We start from the raw sequence: 22515 nt of genomic DNA, 5'->3' as shown, positions 1-22515 counted from the left end.
TGATCAGATCGTAGGTTCTTGATTTAGTTCCATTGAATTACGCAACAAAGCCCTTCCTCACCATGGCGATCAATGAAGACAGGACTTCCGGAAAAACCTGACACTTCAAAGTTTTTTGCTTCTCCATGAGAGTTTATGTTCGAGTGAATATTAAGTTGGACATGACTTCCTGCTTGAGCTGGAGTATTAAGAATCAACCTATCTTTGGTCCCTCCCTTCCATGCTTGGTACTCGTTGTCCAGTTTCGAAAATTTTTGAAGCTTTACCTTAGCATTGTTAGCATTGTTAGATATTCGCGCAATGGCAACATCTTTTGTAACTGATTGATTCAACTCAATTACTGATAGATCAATTGAACTTGACTTTATTGAAGCTAAATCAGTGGGAGCAATACAAGTGTTACATTTTTTTTCGATACATTGATCATAATTGACACAAAAAGAATGCTTACTTGAGAGAAGAAACTCCCCGTCCTCATTACCAAATAGCAACGCGCTACTGTTAGAAATAACCTTACCTTGTAAGTTTATTTCTAGCTCTATTGTGCTTTCTTTAAAATTCATAATTGAATTCCAAATAGTTTGTGACTGGTTTATTAAAATAAACTCCCACTCTAGTCTCTAAATCTTCAACCTTAGAACTATTTTTAGTAATGAAAATTTTAGAATCATTATTGGCTAACACTCTAAATATTGTCGTTGGTGAAGGGTGGTTATGATTATTATCAGCATTTGAGCATATTAAAAAATTCTCACAATTAAACATATTTAGAAGAGCGTTATTTGTGTTTTTATCACTACCATGATGTGAAAGCTTAACAAGGTCATATCTTATTTGATCTGTACCATCCGTTCCGTAGCTTTGTATAACTGTCGTAGGATGTGCATCGCCTAAAAGTAGAACTCGATAACCATAAAAAGTGATATCTAAAGCCAAACTCGATCCATTAGGTTCTCTCTTATCTTCAACAAAACAGCTATCATCCTTCGCATGCTCTCGTTGCTCATCTATAGACAACGTTGTTCTATTTCGAGCTATCTTGATATTCCGCTGCTTCTTTTTCTCTTTTTGAAGCCAAGTTGCGTATCTTTCGAGTTTATCTCTGTTTGGAGATCTAAAATCAATTTTAAATTCATCGAATATTTTCCCCATAAAGTAACCGTCTTCGGACAATTCAAGAGGAATAATTTTATTATTGACGATATTGCTTAGTTCAATATCTTGACTTAACGATACTTTAATGTCACGAGGTTGGTGCAGAATTTTTTCGATATAATCGTGATGATTAAAAATAAACTGCTTTACTATAATTCCTTCATTTAAAAAGCTCTTAAATCCACCAATATGGTCGTCATCATTATGGGTAACGATTGCTAGGTCTACTTCTCCATCAAATATGAGTGTCTTTATCGTCTTAGCCAGTTTTTCACTAATTCTTGACGATTTGGGGCCAGAATCAATTAAAATCGTGTAATTGGTACTATGGTTGACAAGTAAAAGACAATCGCCATTTTCGGCATCCAGAGCATAGAGGGATATGGTGTTAGACATTTTCAGTATTCAATCTTCGGCAAGGTATGATATTCAAGTAAGAAGCCTTAGCATCCTTAGCTCATGTTCACTCAAAAGTTTGAGATAATTGATCTCTTACATTTATTGAAACATTATATGATAACCATCGCATAATGACATGTGGAAATCTTATTAAGTGAGAGCTTAGTTTCTTTGTTATCAGACTGTTACCCTCAGTTTATTGTAATTCTTACGATAGTGACATCGGTCTTAAAACAATTTATCCCTATACATCCCTAAATCTTATCTGGTCAGTTACCTACAAGCGCTCTACTAAGTCTGACCCCAAACAAAAAAGGCCTCGCAATGCGAGGCCTTTGATTTTCTATCTATCAGAAGAGATTAGTCGCGAAGTGCTGCGCCGAATTTCTCTGAGATTGAAGCTACGATAGCATCTACTGAACCAGCGATGTCTGCATCTTCTAGTGTGCGCTCTACAGACTGTAGGCTAAGTGCGATTGCTAGGCTCTTCTTACCTTCTTCAACGCCTTGACCAACGTATACGTCGAACAGTTTAGCGCCTGTTAGGAATTCGCCACCCGCTGCGATACACGCTTCTACGATGTCGCCAGAAGCGACTGCTTCGTCAACAACAACTGCGATATCACGACGGTTTGCAGGGAACTTAGATACGGCTACTGCTTCTGGAAGCACGCGAGTGTTGATAGCTGCCCATTCGATTTCGAATACGATAGTGCGGCCGTTAAGACCAAACTTACGCTCTAGTTCTGGGTGAACAGTACCAATGATACCCACTTCTTTGCCGTCTACTACGATAGCCGCAGTTTGACCTGGGTGAAGTGCTGGGTGCTTCGCTGCTTTGAAGCTGTATGCGATTTCGTTTGCTGAGAGCTCAAGAACGGCTTCTAGGTCACCTTTAAGATCGAAGAAATCTACAGTGTTAGTTGCAATGTCCCAGTGCTCTTCGCCACGAGTACCAGAGATAACGCCCGCAAGCATCATTTCTTGGCGCATGCCGTTTTCAGCAGTTGCTTCAGGGATGAAACGTAGGCCTGATTCGAATAGACGAACGCGAGACTGTTGACGCTTCTGGTTGTGAACAACTGTGTTTAGAAGACCTTGGATTAGGCCAAGACGCATTGCTGACATGTCCGCAGAGATTGGGAATGGCAGGATTAGCGGCTCAACACCAGGTACAACAAGTTTTTGCTGTTCTGGTTCTACGAAGCTGTATGTGATTGCTTCGTGGTAGCCACGGTCTACAAGAAGGTCACGAACGCGCTTAAGCGGTTGGTTAGCTTCTTTGTGGTCATTCATTTTAAGTGCCGCTTTAGGCGCTTGGTTTGGAATGTTATCGTAACCGTAGATACGACCTACTTCTTCAATTAGGTCTTGCTCGATTGCGATATCAAAACGCCAAGATGGAGACGTTGCCGTCCAACCAGCTTCTGTCGTTTCAACGTTACAACCTAGGCGAGTAAGAATTTCCACTACGTCTGTAGATGGGATTTCGTGACCTAGTAGGCTGTCTAGCTTAGCGCGACGTAGAGCAACTACGTTTGCTTTAGGAAGATCAGCTTCAGATTCGCTGCCGTTTACTGGCGCAATTTCACCACCGCAGATTTCAACTAGAAGCTGTGTTGCACGCTCCATTGCTGCTGCTTGAAGTGTTGAATCAACACCACGTTCGAAACGTAGAGAAGAATCAGTGTGAAGGCCGTAAGCACGTGCGCGACCACGGATGTGATCCGGTGCGAAGAATGCAGCTTCAAGAAGAACGTCAGTTGTTTCAGTAGTAACACCTGAATCTTGACCGCCAAAGATACCAGCGATTGCTAGTGCTTTGTTGTGGTCAGCGATAACAAGTGTGTTGCTGTTTAGTTCAGCTTCGTTGCCATCTAGAAGTGTTAGTTTTTCGCCCTGCTCTGCTAGACGAACCACGATACCGCCTTCGATCTTAGCTAGATCAAATGCGTGCATTGGTTGGCCTTGCTCTAGCATCACGTAGTTTGTGATGTCTACAACTGGGTCGATTGAACGGATACCACAACGACGCAGTTTTTCTTGCATCCAGATTGGCGATTCCGCTTTCACGTTTACGTTCTTAACCACACGGCCAAGGTAACGTGGACAAGCATCAGTTGCTTTGATTTCAACAGATACTGTGTCTTCAATACTTGTTGCAACAGCTTCAACTGCTGGCTCTGTAACGTCTGCGCGGTTTAGTACGCCAACTTCACGAGCAAGGCCACGGATGCTGAAGCAGTCTGCGCGGTTTGCTGTTAGGTCTACGTCGATAGTTACGTCGTTAAGCTCAAGAAGCTCACGTACGTCCATACCTAGCGTTGTGCCTTCAGGCAGCTCAAGGATGCCGTCAGACTCTACGTCGATACCTAGCTCAGAGAAAGAACAAAGCATGCCGTGCGATGGAACGCCACGTAGTTTTGCTTTCTTGATTTTGAAGTCACCAGGAAGTACTGCGCCAACTGTTGCTACTGCTACAGTTAGGCCAAGACGACAGTTAGGTGCACCACATACGATGTCTAAAAGCTCTTTATTACCGTCTGCATCAACAGCGCCGATATCAATTTTTGTAACTTGTAGTTTGTCTGCGTCTGGGTGCTGACCGCACTCAACCACTTTACCTACTTTAACGCCGGTGAATTCACCAGCAACAGGTTCTACATCGTCAACTTCCAAACCAGCCATAGTGATTTGGTGAGCTAGCTCTTCGCTGTTAATTGCAGGTTTAACCCACTCGCGTAGCCAAGATTCACTGAATTTCATAGTTTTGACTGCCCCGGATTACTTGAATTGTTTAAGGAAACGAAGGTCGTTCTCGAAGAACGCACGAAGGTCATTTACGCCGTAACGAAGCATCGTTAGACGCTCTACACCCATACCGAATGCAAAACCAGAGTATTTCTCAGGGTCGATGCCAACAGAGCGAAGTACGTTAGGGTGAACCATGCCACAGCCTAGAACTTCTAGCCATTTGCCATCTTTACGTTTCACGTCAACTTCAGCTGAAGGCTCTGTGAACGGGAAGAATGAAGGACGGAAACGCACTTCAACTTCTTCTTCAAAGAAGTTACAAAGGAAATCGTTAAGAATGCCTTTAAGTTGTGCGAAGTTTACGTTCTCATCAACTAACATACCTTCCACTTGGTGGAACATTGGCGTGTGAGTTTGATCGTAGTCGTTACGGTAAACACGACCCGGAGCAATGAAGCGGAATGGCGGTTTGCCGTTTTCCATCGTACGGATTTGAACACCAGAAGTGTGCGTACGTAGCATTAGATCAGGGTTGAAGAAGAAAGTATCGTGATCAGTACGAGCTGGGTGATCGTCTGCGATGTTTAGTGCATCAAAGTTGTGGAATGCATCTTCGATCTCAGGGCCAGACTCAGTGCTAAAGCCAAGCTCACCAAAGAACTGTTCGATACGCTCAACTGTGCGAGTAACTGGGTGAAGACCACCGTTCTCAATGCGACGACCTGGTAGGCTCACATCGATAGTTTCTTCAGCTAGTTTCGCTTCAAGCTCTGCACGTTGTAGTGCGTCTTTACGAGCTGCGATCGCTTGTTGAACAGCACCTTTCGCTTTGTTGATCTCTTGACCAGCAGTGCGACGCTCTTCAGGTGGAAGTTTACCTAGGCTTTGTAGTTGAAGAGTTAATTCACCCTTCTTACCTAAATACTGAACTCGCACTTCATCAAGTGCGACTAACGAATCTGCTGTATCAATAGCAGTCGTTGCATTAGCAATGATCTCTTCTAGATGTTGCATCATTTCCTCATCTACCAGTTGGTAGTGTCCGTATCGGATGATTAGTTTTTTTAGATAGCTACACATAGTAATCAAACACGCAACCAATGCCAAATTGAATCGTTAAAAGAGCAAGTTATTGACTAAAAACACGGCAAATTTAACGTTAGAAAACAGAATTTCATTGAAATCGATGAAATCAAAGAGAAACCGATACAAAAACGTCACCAAGTGAGACAGTTTGATTACATTCACAGAACCTTGTTTGAGGCGTGATGTTCACAGGATTTGGATAGGAAGGCTGGAACTGAGATAAGTAGGTAGACTGAGATAAGAAACCAAGGAGCGAGGTTTAAGACCACCGCTCCTTGGTTTATTCGTAGAGAGCTTAATTTGAACGTAAAGAATGGGAGCTAAAACATCGAGCCTTTAGAAGTAATATTCCAACACAACTTCGACAAAATCATCTTTGCGAGCGAAGAACAACAAGTCTTCTGGGGTTTCGTTCTCAAACAACCAAGCGTTTAATCGCCACTTGAGATTGTTGTTGATTCGGCTTGATGCTTCGAGCTTCGCGCTGTAGACATCGCTGTTGTCCAAGTCTTGAGTGATGCCTGTAAGCACTTCGGTGCCGTCTTCATCATTCAAGGCGAAACGCGCTCCAAAGAATACATCGTTTTGGCCGATGGTTTGGGCATTGTTACCTCGGCTGTCATACAGGTATTCAGCAATGAAGCCAATGTCCCAATACGATTCAAGCGCCCCAACCCATGTGTATTCAAAGCCTGTCGCCACGCCAGTGTGGTTGTCGTAGCTGTCGCGATAAATGCTTTCCAGCTTCCATAACCAATCACCGATAATACCCTGCACATCGAGTCCAAAATGCTGCATTTGTGCGTAATACGGCTTGAGCTCATTACCTTCAACACGATAATAAGGGTCGCGATTTGTGCCGCCTAAGTAGCTTAAACCGACATCCCAGTCACCGTACATTTGGCTATAGCGCAGTGCTACATCAACGTGCTTTTCTTCTCTTGAAGATTCGTAAAGTGCATCGTCCGAAACGGGTACTGTTGGCCTTAAGCGTCCGTCTTCCCCTGCAAAGGTACGCTCACGAAAATACGGCAGTAACATGGCGTCGATGGTTCCCCAGCCTTTGATTGAGGTAAAGTGCACCATAGGCTGACCCAATTTCGATTCACCATCGACCGATTCAATGGCATCGGTTTGGTTTACCACATCCACCAAGTGCGCCGATTCGGTTACACCCCAAAACACCTTGCCGACACCGGCTCGCAATTCGTAATCGTCCCAATAATTGAGATACAGAGCTTCACGAACGTCGCCATGGGTTCGCTCATCGTCTTCGCTGTCTAGGCGGTAAAACGGCGTGAAGGTAAAGCTGCCGTTGCCCTCCTCTTGCTCCCAGTAAAACTCTGGTTGCAACACCAGTGAGCTTTGTCCTTTATCTTGCCCTTGCAAACCGTCACTAAAGAACTGCCTGTGTTCGAGGTTAATCTGCCCTGCGAGCTGTGGGGTGATCTGTTCTACGAACTCAGAGCTAATTCCAGCCGCCACACATGGCAACGACACCTGCATGAGTCCAACGGTCGCTGCCAAGGTTAAAGATAACTGCGTTCCTGTTAACACAATCCTTTTCATATTCTTGCCTTACTTTGCACGTTTCAATGTGTTTTTCTGGAAATCTTTGTCCTTAAGACCGGTTTGGAACGCTAAATCTGTCGTGGTTAAAACGGTGCTTTTGCCTGTTTGATGGTTTTGCATCGACATGGTGTGTGCGCGCCAGTATTGGTTTAGGTATTGTTTGTAGTCTTGGAACGAGAGGGTTTTCAACAATGCGCCTTTACGGTCGTAAAACTCCACTTGAACGGGGCGGTAATATTGTTGGTCTAGCCATACTTTCTGCATGGTGTAGCCAGAGTTTTTATCGGTCGGTACTTGCTCTAAAACAAAGGTATCAACACCTTCAATTTTGGCGTCTTCAATGTAGTTGAAGGTGTACTTTTCTAACTCAAACGAGCTTAAGTCTTCGTAAGCAAATTCACTGCCCATAAACGGGCCCGATTTGTTGCGTGAAGAGATGCGTTTTACACGTTTCAGAGCAGGTAAATACAACCATTGGTCATCCGATTTAGAGATGTGTGAATGGTTTAAGAAAGCCGTGCCTTTTACGTCACGTGGCTCATCAAAAATAGTCAGTCCTTTGTCACCATCGTCATCGACTTCTAATGACTTCAATCGCATTAGGCGCGAGCTGCTTTCGCCTTGTTTGTTGCGAAGTAGCATTTCCATGGTCGCAACAGAATCGCCCCACCCCATATCGACGGCTTTGCGTTGCTCGGCAATCTCTAAGCCTTTCGCTGGGTCTGCTAATGCTGGGAAAGCTGCCAACGTGCTCAGTGTGAATAATGTAGTAACGAATGTTCGTTTAACGCTTTTCATAAATTTCTCCTTGAGTCAGCCCACCGCAGCAGGCTGACGATTCCTTATTTGGTTGAAGCAGACAGTTCGCCAGTTGGGTTAGCTTGCGCTGATTTAGGTGATTGTGGTTCGTGCTGAGGTTTATCTGAATAGTGAGTCTGTTTGTCGAAGATCATCAGTAAGCTCGGTAGCAAGATGAAGTCGACTACCAGCGCAATGAAAATCACAATCGCGCTGAGTAAGCCCATGTCGGAATTGAGTCTGAAGCTCGACATCGCCAGTACAGAGAAACCAGCCACAAGCACGACAGTCGTGATCCACAGTGCGCGGCCAACTGTGTGGAACGCGTAACGAACGGCTTCCTCCGCTGATTTCCCTTCTAATCGTGCTCGTTGGTATTTACTCAAGAAGTGCACCGCATCATCGACAACGATACCCAACGTGAGCGTGACCACGACCGACAGGCCAAGGTTGATTTCACCGGAGATGAGCGCCCATAAACCAAAGCCAATAATCGCCGGGGCAATGTTTGGTACTAGGCTAATCATGCCTAAGCGAACTGAGCGCAATGCAAAGATCATCAAGCCAGAGATAAGCACTAAGGTGATAGGCAAAGTTGATAACATGCTCGCCATGTTGGTTTCGCCAATATGAGCAAACATCAGAGATGGACTGGATGCGACTACTTCATATTGCGGCGCATTAGCGGCAAACCATGAGTAGATGCGTTCTTCGAGTTCCACCAATTCCACGCTGCCGAGGTTGTCGACCGTGAGTACCATTTTGATCGACGATTTATCGACGTTGATCTGGTTGTTCAAGTCCAAGCCGTACGGCAGAGACATCTCGTAAAGCAGTAGGTATTGTGCGGCAAGTTCACGGTTAAGTGGCAATTGGTAATAGCTGTCATCATCGCCGTGCATGTTCTTATTCAAACGCATGTAAACATCGGAAAGCGTGGCGACATGGTCGGTTTCAGGTTGAACACGTAGCCAATCGGTAAAGTCACCAATCGCTTGCAAAAACACAGGATCAGCAATCGCTTGAGATTCATTGGTTTTGACCGCAATGCTGATGGTCGTCATGCCGCTTACTGTCTCTTCCATGAAGTCCGCAGCTTGTCTGAATTCGCTTGAGGTATCGAAATACTTCACCGATTCATCATTCACTTTGTTCAACGGAATTAACGCCGCAGCGCCAACGATTACTAGAGTAGAAATAGGTAACAGTGCTTTACGGTTGGTTACGACAAAATCACCGAGCTTATCCATAAAAGTGACTTTGCTTACCGCGGCTTCATTTGTTGGCAGAGTTTTCACTGGCAAGAGTTTTAATAGCGCAGGCAGCATAGTCACAGATAGGAAACACGCGATGATCACGCCCAATGCCGACAAGTTACCGAAGTCTCGCAATACGGGAGAATCCGACATGTTCATCATCAAGAAGCCAATCGCGGTGGTCACTGAGGTGATCAGAATCGGCATAGCATTGAGCTTGATGCTGTATTGAATAGCTTGTGCTTTCTCCATTCCGCGTTGCATGGCTTGTCTCATGGTCACAATCACGTGAACACAATCGGCAACTGCAAGGGTTAATACCAAGGTTGGAACGTTAACCGTCGCGGTGCTGAGGAACATCCCTGCCCAGCCAGACAAACCCATGGTCGCGACAATCGAAGAGATAATCACAACTAAGGTAGCCACCACGCTAAAGAACGAGCGCAACATAAAGGTCAGGAACACCAATACCACCAACAGCATTAACGGCACGAGCGTCGAGCTGTCTTCTTGAGCCGACATCATAAACGCGTTGTTCATGGCAATGATGCCCGCTTTATGGAATTCGACGCTCGGGTAATCGGCTTGGTACTTGGCGATCATAGTATTGATGGCCGCGATCACTTCTTGCACTTCGGCGGTTTTATCCACTTCAGGCAATTGCACGGTAACGTTAACAATGGTCACGTCACCAGAGGCCGATACCAAGGCATTCTTAAGCAGTGGTTCGTTGAGGGCGATCTGTTTAACTTTGGCGATTCGCTCTGGTGTGTGCTCGTATTCTTCGTACAACAAGTCTTCAACTAACAAGTCATCTTCAACGGCTTCGGTATGCTGATAATTGGCCAGCGAATCGACACGGCTTGAGTACGGGATCTGCCACGCGTCAACCGTGAGGTTTTGAATTAATGTGAGGGTTTCTGGGGTGAAGACATTGCCATCTTCAGGTGCAACAACAATCGCAAGGTTGTCGGTTTTTGCAAAGGTGGTTTGAATCTCATCGAACGCCATCAACTGCTTGTTGGTGCCTTCGAAGAAGATGTTGTAGTCCCCTCTAAAGTAGAGGTTCTTCGCCCCAAAAGCAGAGAGCATGATGATTGAAAAAACCACCAGCAGAACGATAAACGAACGCTTAGTCGGTATTGAGTGCAAACTGTTATCTAGATTATGAGCCTGTTGACCTGAGTTGAATGAATGATTCTCTAAATCGGGTTTTTTAGTTAAATCGAGGTTACTAGTTGAATCAGGGTTACTCATTAAATCAGAGCTATTGGCTAAATTGGGCTTCTGGCTGTCATGTTCCATCACAGTCTCCATTTGTGACGATTCGTCATAGTTGTGTCTTAAAAAGCCAGCCGGAGCTGACAAAAGACACAATTCTTAGTCATATACTCAAGAAAACCAAAACCACACTAGGCAAACTTAAGTTTATGACGAATCGTCACTAATGGTTATTAATAAACCCACACGAGTGGGCTTAATGGAAGATTATCGACCTACTGACTCTAGGTAAGCGACTTCTTCACTGAACAGTTCTTGTTCTACACGGCGCCAAGTTTTGCGGTAATCCCAATCGCTAGAAAGGGGCTGCCAATTTAGGCCGTCTAGTAGCATGTTCGCGTTATGTAATACTGAATACGGGTCTTGTAACCGCTTGATACAATGACTGTTTGATGCGTTCTGTGACAAGGCATTTGAACCAAATGCGATTGACCAGTTAGCAAACACGATGGCATCTGAACCCACACCAGAAGAGAACTTAAGGTCACCGGCTTCTACTGCTCGGTTTACCATTGAATCGGCTTGTTCAATCACCAACTCTTCCAGTTCATTCATCTCGGTTACACGTGCACTAGACGCTTTCTCTAGTACCCACGGGCTTTTCGCCATGATCGCACAGGTTGATAGTACCGGTTCCATGCGAGCATAGATTCGGTAAGCAACGTGCAGTGCGACAATCTTTTCACGTGTGTTGCCTTCAAACTCTCCAGAACGAGCAAACATCAATGCCTCGGTCTTTAAAGAGTGAATACACAAGGCTAAAACCACGTCTTCTTTGCTGCAAAAGTGATTGTATATCGTACCTTTAGAATAAGAACTTGCTGCCGTTAGCCTATCCATCGTGAGGTTTCCGAACCCTTGTTCTCGAACCAGATCTTTTGCTAACAACATCAATTCTACTTCTCGGTCTGCTATAGACTGCTGCTTTTTAGACAACACGCCTTTGCAACCAAAGATACCTTGTTTATCGCCTTTACAACCAAAGCCAAACATAATTTCTCAGTCCGTATTTGAGCTTAGCTATCATCTAAGCTTCGCCAGTATTTAAAACGCTCCTATCCAATATATTAACACGAATAGTAAATTCATGTAGTTAACCATTTTGTGACGCTTCGTCATTTCTGACTTATCGTCATAATAGCGCAAATATTGATCATATCAAGGTGTTTCATAAAATTAAATTCACTTTATGAATAGATGAGAAAACCATCAATAATCACATCGCGTTACTCACCAGCCTGCCGTCATTAACTGGCATAGCATCAGTAACCAACATAAGATCAATAACCGACACAGCATCACTAACCAACGCAACATCACTAACCAACGCAACATCACTAACCAACACAGGAAGAAGCGCCTTAGTTTGGCGAAACCAATACAAGCCCATTACGCTGTCTTCATCTAAATAGAGCATGATGGTTTAGGACTGTCAGCTATTCGAGCCGAATGGAGGGGTACGTAAACCACGAGAATGAGTGAGTTCAGGTTCACTTTTTGGTGCAGACCTCTCCTTATGGTTAATATTTGGCTTACTAATGCCGTTTTCTACTAAGTTGCTATAAATTAGGTAAGGGGTGACTTACAATAGTGACAACGACTTACCTTTTTTGAGAACACGATATTGAGCGCCAAATATTCTTATTTAGCTTGGCAAGTGAATACTTCTAGCCCAGCAGAAAAGCTTGTTTTATTGATGCTTGCAGACGGTGCTGACGAATTCGGCTACACCAATGTGTGCTTACAAACAGCAGGTCAACTTTGTGCTCTCTCTACGTTTGGTTTAGCCGACTGCCTTAAGTGTTTAGTCGACCAAGGTTTTCTCGATAAGATAAAAGTAGATTATCGAGATCAAAAAGAGATTCACGTTTTCAAAATGCTCATTGAGCAAGAGCAAGCTACGGCGCACGTTGAGGTTCAACCGACCAACAGTATTCCTGTCTACTCTACGGCACCTGCACCTAAGTTTCAGCCTGCTCCGGCACCGATGCAACACATGCAGCATGCCCCTCGCCCACAAGGCCGAGGCTCAATGAACAGCAACACCGTATCTACTCATGATCTCAACGAAGAAGAGATACCATCATGGGCAGAACGTGCGTTTAAATTCTCCGGTTTGACCGGTGACCATAGTTTAGTATGGAAGAAATTTGTCCTCTGGTATAAAGCCAAAGCCAATGAATTAATGCCACTATCTCGGATTGAATCCAAGCTGCAGTACTGGCTAGTTAACGAGAAGCAAAATGAAAGACAACAACAGCAGAAGACCTCTCAATATTCAGGAAATGCAGGACAAGCTCAAGGAAATGGGTATCGACAAAAGCTTAGCCCATCTGAACGCTTCAGGCAGCAGCTCATTCAAAAAGGCAAAAAGCCAACCTTCTGAGCCCGCTTCACCTGTTGTTCCTGACTCTACAGGCTCTGTAGTACCTGAGGTTATTGAAGCACAGAGCACTGAAGTAGCGACACCCAATGCTGCTAGCACGGGTTCGTCTCAACAAGTGCCTGTTGTTGACCAAGATCCCGCAGAGTTGGAGCTGACCGATTGGTGTATCCATGTTTTCGGTTCTTTCTTGAGCGTGTACGAAACTCAGTGGGAATACCAATACGGTAGTGAGCCAAGCGGAAAGTTTCTTGAGTTTGCGCACTCTGTAGACTCAGACGGCCTTAATCGCGTGCTAATGCACTGTCATGAACGTATTCAACTAGGCAACAGTTGGCCGCCGCAAATGGGTGAGCTTTGGATTCTAAAGGATTCATTAACAGAAGAAGAGCTGCTTGATAGCCGCATTCGCGTGTTGTCACGCACAGCTGTTAACAACATAGAAAAATGGCTTATCCAAAACAAGCTGTACGACTTGAAACGCACCGCTGAAAACAAGCTTGATGGCCTGTTTAAGAAGTACTATTTGGAAGCAAAACGTTTAGATGAGAAAGGCATGCTAGAAACTGAATTACCGCAGTTCCTTCTTGCTGCTAACTCCGTAAAGAACCTGAACGATTTAAAACGTGAAGAGTACGAAAGCCAACACGGCAAAGCGATTAACCCAAGAATTCAGAAAATTCTAAACAGTAAAAAGTAGCCGTCTTGTCTACGGTCTACGGTCTACGGTCTACGGTCTACGGTCAAAAAATACCGTCAAGATTACCCGGTCAATAGATACAAAAATGCCAGCTATCAAGCTGGCATTTTTTATGAGTTTTATTAACCCATCAAACAATTATCCGACCGCTATTTACGATCGCCTTACTGATTAATTACAGTAGGTGGATAGTTGCGTTTAGAGAGAAAACGCCTGAGTCGTCATCTTTCATGTTGAAGTTTTGGTAGCTAGCGCCTACAGATAGTGGGCCAAAGATGAAGTATTCTGCGCCTACACCGTACATGATATCAACTTCGTCTTGCTTGAAGCCGTTCGCTTTAAGCTCGTAAGAGTGAAGACCACCCTTCGCGTATACGTGAAGAGGACCAAAGTCGATGCTTGGTTTGATTGCTAGGTAAGTTGTGCTTGCGTCTAGTTTAGTCAGTGTTTGGTTGCCGTATTTAACACTGTCGAAAGAACCTAGATCCCAGTAACCCGCTTCAACACCAATAAATGGAAGGATGCCCGTACCCACGTGGATACCCATCGCTGTCTCTTCTTGATTACCTAATGAATTTTGACCGCCCATTGCGCCGCCGTACAACCAAGAATCAGCCATCGCTGTTGAAGATGCACCTAGCAGTGCTAGAGCCAATAACGTTTTTTTCATATTCGACCTTTTTCGTCCTGTTGGCAGGCCTTGCGTGGTAATGAATTGCCACCAAGTCGCCCTGTATGTAATAACTATTCAATTAGTAATGCAATAAGCAAGATTTATACCCAAACCTTGCCACTGCGTCTAGCTTTATTCGTTTAGCAAGCATCAATCGCGTTTTTAACACGCTTATCTGATACTGGGTAAGGTGTACCGAGTTGCTGTGCGAAGAAGCTTACACGAAGCTCTTCTATCATCCAACGCACCTCTTTTACATTTTCTGGAACCGCGATCCCTTTTGGAATTTTATTCAGCAGCTCTTTGTAATCATTCATTACAGAGTCCACTTTGATCATATGAAGGCGATCTTTATTCGGGTCAATCGGCAGTTTTTCCATTCGGCGCTCTATCGCTTTCATATAGCGTAGAATATCCGGCAAGCGTTTCCAGCCGCATTCTGTGGCAAACCCCTTAAAAATCAAACCTTCTATTTGAGCTTTAATGTCTGAAAGCGCAAATGCCATTGAAAGATCGACACGCCCTTTCAGCTTCTTACTGATGGCGAATGCCGTGGTTAAGATGGTTTCAACCTGTTGAGCAATCTCAACAACTGTGTCATCTAACTCTGCACGTACGTGTTCTTTTAGAGCTTCAAACTGCTCTGGCTCCCAAACTATGCCGCCCTTCTGCTCAATCAGCTTATCAATACCACAAGCGATACAGTCATCGATAAGATCGAGCACCTGTCCGTATGGGTTGAAGTACAAACCGAGCTTAGATTTGTTCGGTAAATTCGAGTGCAAGTATTTGATCGGCGATGGTACGTTCAACAGAATTAAACGACGCTGACCCGATTTCATTGCAGTGATCTGCTCTTGTTCTGTTTCGAACAATTTGATCTCTACGCTGTCTTTGGTGTCCACCAGTGCTGGGAAGGCTTTAACATCATAGCCACCACGTTTCTGCTGGTAGACTTTTGGTAACTCACCAAAGCTCCACGTATGCAGGTTTTGCTGCTCGATGTCATCGTCTGCCACTTTAGAAAGTGTTTCTTGAACCTTGTCTTTCAGGCTCTCTTTCAACTCATGCAGGTCTTTCTGCTCTTTCAGTTTGCGCTTGCGATGATCCACAGCACGGAATGTTACCTTTAAGTGCTCTGGAATCTGGTCTAACTTCCAGTCATCACGTACCACTTCCACACCTGTCATGCGGCGCAACTCTTTCTCAAGGGAATCCAATAGTGGAGCTTCAAGTGGCGTTACTCGAGCCAAGAACGCATCGGCATAGTTTGGCGCAGGCACAAAGTTACGGCGTAGCGTTTTTGGTAACGACTTAATCAGGCTAATCACCAGTTCCTGACGTAGGCCTGGGATCTGCCAATCAAAACCGTTCTGGTCGATTTGGTTCAAGATAGGCAGCGGGATATGTACCGTTACACCATCGTTGTCATCGCCCGGCTCAAATTGGTAGCTCAGCTTCAGCTTGATACCATTTTGATGCCAGAAGTTCGGGTAATCCAAATCAGTAACGTGGCTAGCATCGCCTCGGAACAGCATCGACTTTTCAAAGTTAAGCAGTTCCGGTGTTTTCTGGCTGGTCTTCTTCCACCATGTGTCGAAGTGACGTCCTGAAACCGCCTCTTCACCAACACGTTGGTCATAAAAGTCGAACAGTTCATCATCGTCGATCAAGATGTCACGACGACGCGATTTATGTTCTAGCTCTTCCACTTCTTGTAGAAGCTTACGGTTTTGTTTGAAGAAGGCATGTTTGGTTTCCCACTCACCTTCAACAAGTGCGCTACGTACAAACAACTCACGGCTGACGGTTGCGTCAATCGCACCGTAGTTTACTAAGCGTTTTGGAATGATTGGGATTCCGTAAAGCATCACTTTTTCGTGTGCCATTACTGCCGCTTGCTTCTTCGACCAATGTGGTTCGCTGTAGCTACGCTTAATCAAGTGTTTCGCTAATGGCTCAATCCATTCAGGCTGAATTTTGGCGATAACACGGCCCCAAAGTTTTGAGGTCTCCACAAGCTCAGCAGACATGATCCACTTAGGCTGTTTCTTAAATAGGCCAGACGCTGGGAAGATATGGAAGCGTGCGTTACGAGCACCTTGATATTCATTCTTCTCTTGGTCTTTCATACCGATGTGTGAAAGCAGACCTGATAGTAATGACATGTGGATGCCATCGTAGCTGCCCGGCTCTGTATTCAGCTTGGTATCTAATTCACGCATCGCTTGGTGAATTTGGAAATACACATCTTGCCATTCACGGATACGTAAATAGTTCAGGTAATCTTGCTTACACTGTTTGCGGAACTGGTTACTCGACAGCTCTTTTTGTTGCTGCTTAACGTAATCCCAAAGGTTCACAAACGTGATGAAATCTGACTCTTTATCGAAGAAGCGCTTGTGCTTATCGTCAGACGATTGTTGCTTGTCTGATGGACGCTCACGCGGATCTTGAATTGACAATGCAGAGGCAATCACCATCACTTCATGTAAACAGCGGTTGCTTGGCGCTTCAATCACCATACGTGCTAAACGTGGATCGATAGGTAGCTTAGCGAGCTTACGACCAATCGCGGTTAGCTTCTTCTTGTCATCGCCATGGTTCTTATTTTTATTCGCAGACGGTTCGACTGTCGCAATCGCACCCAACTCTTCAAGCAGCCTTACACCATCTTGAATATTGCGCTTATCTGGCGCTTCAACAAATGGGAATGCTTGAATGTCGCCTAGGCCCAGCGCTGTCATCTGAAGGATAACCGATGCTAGGTTAGTACGAAGGATCTCAGGGTCAGTAAACTCTGGGCGTGATTCAAAATCTTCCTCAGAGTACAGACGAATACAGATACCTTCCGCAACACGACCACAACGACCTTTACGCTGGTTAGCACTCGCTTGAGACACTGGCTCAATCGGTAGGCGTTGTACTTTAGTACGGTAGCTGTAACGGCTAATGCGCGCCGTACCCGGGTCGATGACATACTTGATGCCCGGAACCGTTAATGAAGTCTCTGCCACGTTGGTCGCCAGAACAATGCGTCGACCAGTATGAGACTGGAAGATACGGTTCTGTTCACCCGCCGATAGACGTGCATAAAGCGGAACAATTTCGGTATCACGCAAGTTACGTTTACTTAAAGAGTCGGCAGTATCGCGAATCTCACGCTCACCGTTCATGAAGATCAAGATATCGCCTTGACCTTCATCACACAGCTCATCAACGGCTTCAAAGATACCTTCGATTTGATCGCGGTCTGAATCACTGTCATCACCACCTAGTGGGCGGTAACGCGTATCTACTGGGTAAGTACGGCCTGACACTTCAATGATCGGCGCGTTGTTAAAGTGCTTCGAGAAACGCTCAGGATCGATAGTCGCCGACGTGATAATCACTTTCAAGTCTGGGCGCTTTGGTAGAAGCTCTCTCAAGTAACCCATGATGAAGTCGATGTTCAGGCTACGTTCGTGCGCTTCATCGATAATGATGGTGTCGTACTGGCTTAAGAAACGGTCGTGTTGAATTTCCGCCAGTAGAATACCGTCGGTCATCAATTTGATTTGGGTGTTTTCAGAAATTTGGTCGTTGAATCGAACCTTGTAACCAACGAACTCACCCAACTGCGTTTCCATCTCTTCCGCAATACGGTTTGCAACCGAACGCGCCGCAAGACGACGAGGCTGAGTATGACCAATTAGGCCAAAACGACCTCGGCCAAGCTCAGAACAGATCTTGGGTAACTGAGTAGTTTTACCCGACCCTGTTTCACCCGCCACGATAACTACTTGGTTTTCAGCAATGGCTTTCGCAATATCATCGCGCTTTTGGCTTACTGGGAGAATCTCTGGGTATTCGATGGTTGGTTTCTGCGCAGCACGCTGAGTTGCCGTCATCATTGACTTGGCAATATCTAACGCAATCTCATCGAAGACAGCGTGCTTAGATTGTTCGTTCTTGATTTTACTCGCGCCAGTAATTCGCTTACTCAAACGGAAGCGATCACGCATCATACATTCGTGGAGCGCTTTACGAAGAGATACTGGGCTATTCTGAGATGATTTTGTCTTTGTCGCTGATTGTTCAGTTTTTTTGGTATTTGATTGTTCAGCATTTAATTGTTTAGCAGGTCGGTTCGATGCAGGCTTATTTGATTTCGCTTTGCTCTGTGAAGAACTTGGCTGTGCTGCATTCTTGTTGTTATCTGCTTTTTCCGGAGACGAAGTCAAAGCGTGTCCTATTGTTGTACTTATTAAACTCGCGCGATTATATCACAAGTCTCAAACAAAAAAGCCTGACAACAAAGGGAAAACCTTTTGCTATCAGGCTGATTAGTCACTCTCACGTTAGTAAAAGCGATGGAAGCGTGACGAACGCAAACCGAATGTTTCAAAAATCACAGTTAAAAACTAAACGCTAAAAACACCTGTTATAAACTGCCTGCTAAAAACCGTGCTTAAAACTCGTACTGTAGATAAACCGTGTTGTAGTTACTGCCGCCTTTGATTCGACCAAACTGAGAGGCGTTTTCAAAAATAGCAGAGCGGTGATGCAACGAATAGCCGAACCATAAGTTGTTCAGGTCATTCTTACTCATTAAGTCACCTACGTTTACATCGACCGAAAAGTCGAGGTAATTAAGCAAATGGCTCCCGTTATAACCTTTCTCTTTCATCTCTTTCGCTTCGATGTAAGTCAGCGAATCGATGTAAGACATACCTTCTGCCACACCAACACGCCATTGTGTCGGCCAGTCGAAAGTGTAATACGCTTTGATAGCGACAATGTATTCAGTGCTGCTTGACTGAACATCTGAATTCCAGTGATGCGCGATACCCGGTGTTAAGTAGATGTCCAATGGGAAACCGAAGATCTCATCGGTTAACGGGTGGCCATAGAAGAAGGAGGTCAACTGGTTGTTGTATTCGTCTTTCTCCCTGTTGAATTTCATGATGTCGCCAATATTCGATGGCGTCGCCCAGCCGTGTGCAACACGTAAATACAGCGCATTGCTCAGCTTAGGTTTTGGCGCTTTGGTTTTATCATTGAAAAAGCCAAAACCAAGGTAAAGTTCGCCTTGATAACGGTCTTCGACAATCGACGAATCGTAAGCGTTGTCATCCAGTCGAGTCACACTGGTTGAACCCAATAAGTATAAGTTCGAAACCACATGGTAACGCGCTTCTACACCGACATTCAGGTCCACACCTGCGCCGATGGTTTCATTGGCTGCTGAGTAATACTCGCTGTTGAAATCCGCACTTTTATAGCGCAGTGTCGCACGCGGAGTGAACTCCCAGTCTCCGGTTTCATACTTGGCTTTCGCACGTAAGTTACCGTGAAAATTGAATTCACTGTCGCTCATTAACTCCGTTTCGACAGACCAAGGCCCATCAAGTTGGTAAGTCAGTTGAGCACCAAAGTCCGCCGTATCACCTTCAATTTCATTCTGCTCAGATGCTGGGATATCAATAAAGCGCATGCGAGAGATAGCATTAAGAGACCATTTCTCGTCATCGGGTTGATAAAGGTAAGCACCCATCTCAGTTCCATCAATGAACACATAGTCGTTCTTGAAAAATAGCATTGGAACAAAAGAGCTAACCGTTTGGTCGCCACCTGATGTGTCGTAAGGAATACTTGCCGTACGAAACATTGCAGCGATGCCCCACTCTTGCTCTTCAGCGGCCCACGCATTCGTACTTAGGAAAACGCTACTGACGAAAACAACGCCCGACGAAGCGAGAGTCGGTAAATATTTGAGCTTCATTCTTATGTAATTACTCTTTGTAATAAATTTTGTGTTACTGAATAGACATTTATTAGCCATAACGGCTAACTAATTTTAGGTTTGAGCGGCATTGACCGTTACAATGTAGAATATTCTCGGTTAAATGAAAGCATTGTGAAAGTCTCCGAATTACAAAACATTATAGATCACTTACCCAAAGATTCCGATCCGGATATTGTTATTGGTGAGGCATGGTTGCCCGAGCGTTTGGTGAATACCAACCTAGACGGCGACATGCTATTTCTTGAGTTCGATAATGCCCCTGAAGACAATCAAGGGGATGAAGAAGGCCGTGGTTTTGTTGAACACGAAATTGCTATGATTCGTGAAAAACTAGAGCAAGTGTTAGACGACACATCCGATACTAAGACCAAAGCCGATGCCCTATTGGCAATATTTCTAATGGGCCATGAACTTTCTAGCTCGGAAGTTATCGAAGTTCTTGAAGCAGATGGTTCTGAAACAGCTGAGTCTGAAATGATCGCGCCTGACATAACAGAGCCTGAAACGAACAAGCTCGAAACAAAACAACACCACGACGACTAGCCACCAACGATTTTAGGTACCGTATTGAAACCCTCTACGACATCATCTCTTCCCCTGTTACTCGCCGGACCCATTTTAAGAAAAACGACTGCAACTGAAGTCGTACTTTGGTTAGCCACCAGCTCGCCTCTGACAGGCAGAGCCGAACTGTATACCCGTAATTCTGACGTAGAGCCAGACCAACCGTTTTATACCTCATCGCTTGAAGATCATGATTCGATTCAAATCGGTACACATGCGTGGGTAACGCTCATCCGCTTACAAGGCGAGTTCCCGACGAATACACCTCTAGAGTATGACGTTCACACAGAGTCAGGCTCATTAAAAGAGCTTGCCCCTCACCTTGTTTACAACGGTAAATCTCGCGTTGAGTTTAAGATATCGACCTCGGCTGATTACATTCTTCATGGCTCTTGCCGTAATCCACATCATCCAAGCAAAGACAGCCTAGTCGCAGCAGATAACAAGATTGCCGATCAAACCGTCGCTGAAAGACCCGATATGCTGATGATGAGCGGCGATCAGATCTACGCTGACCATGTGGCAGGCCCAACACTTGATGCTATTCAGCAAGTGATTCAATTGCTTGGCCTAGTGGGAGAGAGCTTACCGACTGACTCGCAAGTTAACCGAATCAACAGCAGTGACGCCTTATTTGAGAGCGAATATCACTTATATCAACGTGATCAGTACTTGCCACACCACACCACTTCAGAATCCATGCTCGATAAGTTCTTCCCGAATCGTGGCGTACCGATTTTTAGCTCTACCGATTGTGAAAACCACTTGGTCACGCTGTCTGAGTTTATCGCGATGTACCTGTTAGTTTGGTCGCCGACACTGTGGCAGTGTGTCAATCGAGAGCGCTTAATTGAGAATAACTTCACTCAAGGTGGACGCCAATTAACACCGACTGAGCAGCAACAGTGGCGTGATGAAAGCGTCATCATGGATGATTTCATTGCTGGCTTACCGCAAGTACAACGTCTGTTCGCACATATCCCTACGTACATGATCTTTGATGATCACGATGTGACCGATGATTGGAACCTTACCGTGGGTTGGGAACATGCCGTAGACCAAAACCAGTTCGCAACTCAAGTCATTGGTAACGGCCTTGCGGCTTACTGGATGTGTCAGGGCTGGGGTAATAAACCGGAGAGCTTCGACGAGACATTCATCGAGCAAGCAAAACAGCTTTTTGTCGATCAACCGCGCGTTCTTAAACAAACGCATGACGTTGAACAAACGAACAGTGAAACCGGCGATGCCGCGACTACTCACTCTGTTAGCGACATCGAGCCAAACAAGCATCGAGCCTTCATTGAGATGTTGAGTCGCTTTGAGGAGTGGCATTACACAATAGATACTTCACCCAAAGTCATTGTGTTGGATACCCGAACCCGTCGCTGGCGTTCGGAATCTCGTATGAATAAACCTTCAGGTTTGATGGACTGGGAGGCCTTGATTGAATTTCAACATCAATTGATGCATCAAGATAAAGTCGTGATTGTTTCTGCTGCGCCAATGTTCGGCGTTAAGTTCATTGAAACACTACAAAAAATGGCGACAACAATTGGTAAGCCATTGGTGATTGACGCTGAAAACTGGATGGCACATCCGGGCAGTGCCAATACGCTGATCAGTATCTTTACCCATACCAAAACACCGACCAATTTCGTGGTGCTTTCGGGCGATGTTCACTACTCCTTTGCTTACGATATCAAGCTTAGATACCGCCGAAATAGCCCGAACATTTATCAAATCACCTGTAGTGGCATTAAAAATCAATTCCCAGCGCCGCTGCTTAAATTCTGTGATGTGTGGGACAGACTATTGTATAGCCCGCGCTCGATTCTGAACTATTTCACCAAGCGAAAGCGCTTAAAGATCGAGAAGCGGAGCCCAGACAATCAAACCTTCTATCGCCTTTCAAACCGAAGTGCGATTGGTGAATTAAGGCTAGATGAGGATGGTAAACCACAGTCGATCACAACACTTAGTGGTGACGGTAAAACCACCCGCTTTCCTGAACCTTACTAGGGCGTGTTCCTTATTGCTGACCTCTTCGTAATGTCAGTTTTAAGTAAAGACGCTTGCGATCACACTCCGTAGGCCCAATAGTAA

16 protein-coding genes are annotated in these 22515 nt (G+C 45.1%); 4 read left to right on the top strand and 12 right to left on the bottom strand.

Annotated features, from left to right (window positions below):
• Positions 1-23: 23 nt before the first annotated feature.
• The 9 genes from AB6D07_RS16340 to AB6D07_RS16300 all read right to left on the bottom strand — a co-directional run bounded on the left by AB6D07_RS16340 (position 24) and on the right by AB6D07_RS16300 (position 11718).
• Positions 24-563 (bottom strand): hypothetical protein, encoded by a 540-nt coding sequence (locus AB6D07_RS16340; protein ID WP_372140732.1) that lies wholly within the window; start codon positions 561-563, stop codon positions 24-26.
• The gene (locus AB6D07_RS16335; protein WP_017102695.1) at positions 553-1551 is read right to left on the bottom strand and encodes a ComEC/Rec2 family competence protein; all 999 of its coding nucleotides are present in this window, start codon (positions 1549-1551) and stop codon (positions 553-555) included. The genes AB6D07_RS16340 and AB6D07_RS16335 overlap by 11 nt, the downstream gene beginning before the upstream one ends.
• Positions 1552-1914: 363 nt before the next feature.
• Positions 1915-4320: a phenylalanine--tRNA ligase subunit beta gene (gene pheT / locus AB6D07_RS16330; RefSeq protein WP_017102694.1), complete on the bottom strand. Its 2406-nt coding sequence runs from the start codon at positions 4318-4320 to the stop codon at positions 1915-1917.
• Between the two features lie 18 nt (positions 4321-4338).
• Positions 4339-5322 (bottom strand): phenylalanine--tRNA ligase subunit alpha, encoded by a 984-nt coding sequence (gene pheS / locus AB6D07_RS16325; RefSeq protein WP_004734764.1) that lies wholly within the window; start codon positions 5320-5322, stop codon positions 4339-4341.
• 408 nt (positions 5323-5730) lie between these two features.
• Positions 5731-6963 (bottom strand): hypothetical protein, encoded by a 1233-nt coding sequence (locus AB6D07_RS16320; RefSeq protein WP_017102693.1) that lies wholly within the window; start codon positions 6961-6963, stop codon positions 5731-5733.
• A 9-nt stretch (positions 6964-6972) separates the two neighbouring features.
• Positions 6973-7764 carry an outer membrane lipoprotein-sorting protein gene (locus tag AB6D07_RS16315; protein WP_017102692.1) on the bottom strand — a complete coding sequence of 264 codons (792 nt, stop codon included), beginning with the start codon at positions 7762-7764 and terminating at the stop codon, positions 6973-6975.
• A 44-nt stretch (positions 7765-7808) separates the two neighbouring features.
• Positions 7809-10388 (bottom strand): RND family transporter, encoded by a 2580-nt coding sequence (locus AB6D07_RS16310; protein ID WP_029222867.1) that lies wholly within the window; start codon positions 10386-10388, stop codon positions 7809-7811.
• 120 nt (positions 10389-10508) lie between these two features.
• Positions 10509-11294, bottom strand: a complete 786-nt coding sequence (locus AB6D07_RS16305) for a TetR/AcrR family transcriptional regulator (RefSeq protein ID WP_009847004.1) — start codon at positions 11292-11294, stop codon at positions 10509-10511.
• 223 nt (positions 11295-11517) lie between these two features.
• Positions 11518-11718: a hypothetical protein gene (locus AB6D07_RS16300; RefSeq protein ID WP_139137586.1), complete on the bottom strand. Its 201-nt coding sequence runs from the start codon at positions 11716-11718 to the stop codon at positions 11518-11520.
• A 207-nt stretch (positions 11719-11925) separates the two neighbouring features.
• On the opposite strand from AB6D07_RS16300, the gene AB6D07_RS16295 reads away from it, so the two are divergent.
• Together AB6D07_RS16295 and AB6D07_RS16290 are read left to right on the top strand one after the other, a co-directional pair.
• Positions 11926-12687, top strand: coding sequence for a hypothetical protein (locus AB6D07_RS16295; protein WP_017102689.1), 762 nt, complete (start codon positions 11926-11928; stop codon positions 12685-12687).
• On the top strand, positions 12608-13384 hold the full coding sequence (locus AB6D07_RS16290; protein ID WP_009847007.1) for a hypothetical protein: 777 nt from the start codon (positions 12608-12610) through the stop codon (positions 13382-13384). Before AB6D07_RS16295 ends, AB6D07_RS16290 begins: the two co-directional genes overlap by 80 nt.
• 175 nt (positions 13385-13559) lie before the next feature.
• Here AB6D07_RS16290 and AB6D07_RS16285 read toward each other — a convergent pair whose 3' ends face one another.
• The 3 genes from AB6D07_RS16285 to AB6D07_RS16275 all read right to left on the bottom strand — a co-directional run bounded on the left by AB6D07_RS16285 (position 13560) and on the right by AB6D07_RS16275 (position 19821).
• Positions 13560-14054: an outer membrane beta-barrel protein gene (locus AB6D07_RS16285; RefSeq protein ID WP_009847008.1), complete on the bottom strand. Its 495-nt coding sequence runs from the start codon at positions 14052-14054 to the stop codon at positions 13560-13562.
• A gap of 143 nt (positions 14055-14197) precedes the next feature.
• Entirely contained in the window at positions 14198-18280 is a 4083-nt protein-coding gene (hrpA, locus tag AB6D07_RS16280) for an ATP-dependent RNA helicase HrpA (RefSeq protein ID WP_017102688.1), read from the bottom strand.
• A 227-nt stretch (positions 18281-18507) separates the two neighbouring features.
• Positions 18508-19821: a MipA/OmpV family protein gene (locus tag AB6D07_RS16275; protein WP_372092013.1), complete on the bottom strand. Its 1314-nt coding sequence runs from the start codon at positions 19819-19821 to the stop codon at positions 18508-18510.
• Between the two features lie 81 nt (positions 19822-19902).
• Here AB6D07_RS16275 and AB6D07_RS16270 point away from each other — a divergent pair, with 81 nt between their 5' ends.
• Both AB6D07_RS16270 and AB6D07_RS16265 read left to right on the top strand, forming a co-directional pair.
• Positions 19903-20388 carry a hypothetical protein gene (locus AB6D07_RS16270; RefSeq protein ID WP_017102686.1) on the top strand — a complete coding sequence of 162 codons (486 nt, stop codon included), beginning with the start codon at positions 19903-19905 and terminating at the stop codon, positions 20386-20388.
• 24 nt (positions 20389-20412) lie between these two features.
• A complete protein-coding gene (locus AB6D07_RS16265; RefSeq protein WP_017102685.1) occupies positions 20413-22431 on the top strand; it encodes an alkaline phosphatase D family protein in 2019 nt (672 codons plus the stop codon).
• Positions 22432-22515 lie beyond the last annotated feature (84 nt).

Origin of the sequence: Vibrio sp. 10N.239.312.C11 (assembly GCF_041466065.1) — a bacterium.
GTDB lineage: Bacteria > Pseudomonadota > Gammaproteobacteria > Enterobacterales > Vibrionaceae > Vibrio > Vibrio tasmaniensis_A.
Note: the sequence above shows the minus strand (reverse complement) of the source record. Positions and strands in the feature narration are given on the sequence as shown.

Bases quoted from the DNA above. Each gene is read 5' to 3' on its own strand.
- AB6D07_RS16340 (WP_372140732.1), bottom strand. From the start codon at position 563: ATGAATTTTAAAGAAAGCACAATAGAGCTAGAAATAAACTTACAAGGT.
- AB6D07_RS16335 (WP_017102695.1), bottom strand. From the start codon at position 1,551: ATGTCTAACACCATATCCCTCTATGCTCTGGATGCCGAAAATGGCGAT.
- pheT (WP_017102694.1), bottom strand. From the start codon at position 4,320: ATGAAATTCAGTGAATCTTGGCTACGCGAGTGGGTTAAACCTGCAATT.
- pheS (WP_004734764.1), bottom strand. From the start codon at position 5,322: ATGCAACATCTAGAAGAGATCATTGCTAATGCAACGACTGCTATTGAT.
- AB6D07_RS16320 (WP_017102693.1), bottom strand. From the start codon at position 6,963: ATGAAAAGGATTGTGTTAACAGGAACGCAGTTATCTTTAACCTTGGCA.
- AB6D07_RS16315 (WP_017102692.1), bottom strand. From the start codon at position 7,764: ATGAAAAGCGTTAAACGAACATTCGTTACTACATTATTCACACTGAGC.
- AB6D07_RS16305 (WP_009847004.1), bottom strand. From the start codon at position 11,294: ATGTTTGGCTTTGGTTGTAAAGGCGATAAACAAGGTATCTTTGGTTGC.
- AB6D07_RS16300 (WP_139137586.1), bottom strand. From the start codon at position 11,718: ATGCTCTATTTAGATGAAGACAGCGTAATGGGCTTGTATTGGTTTCGC.
- AB6D07_RS16290 (WP_009847007.1), top strand. From the start codon at position 12,608: ATGGGTATCGACAAAAGCTTAGCCCATCTGAACGCTTCAGGCAGCAGC.
- AB6D07_RS16285 (WP_009847008.1), bottom strand. From the start codon at position 14,054: ATGAAAAAAACGTTATTGGCTCTAGCACTGCTAGGTGCATCTTCAACA.
- AB6D07_RS16275 (WP_372092013.1), bottom strand. From the start codon at position 19,821: ATGAAGCTCAAATATTTACCGACTCTCGCTTCGTCGGGCGTTGTTTTC.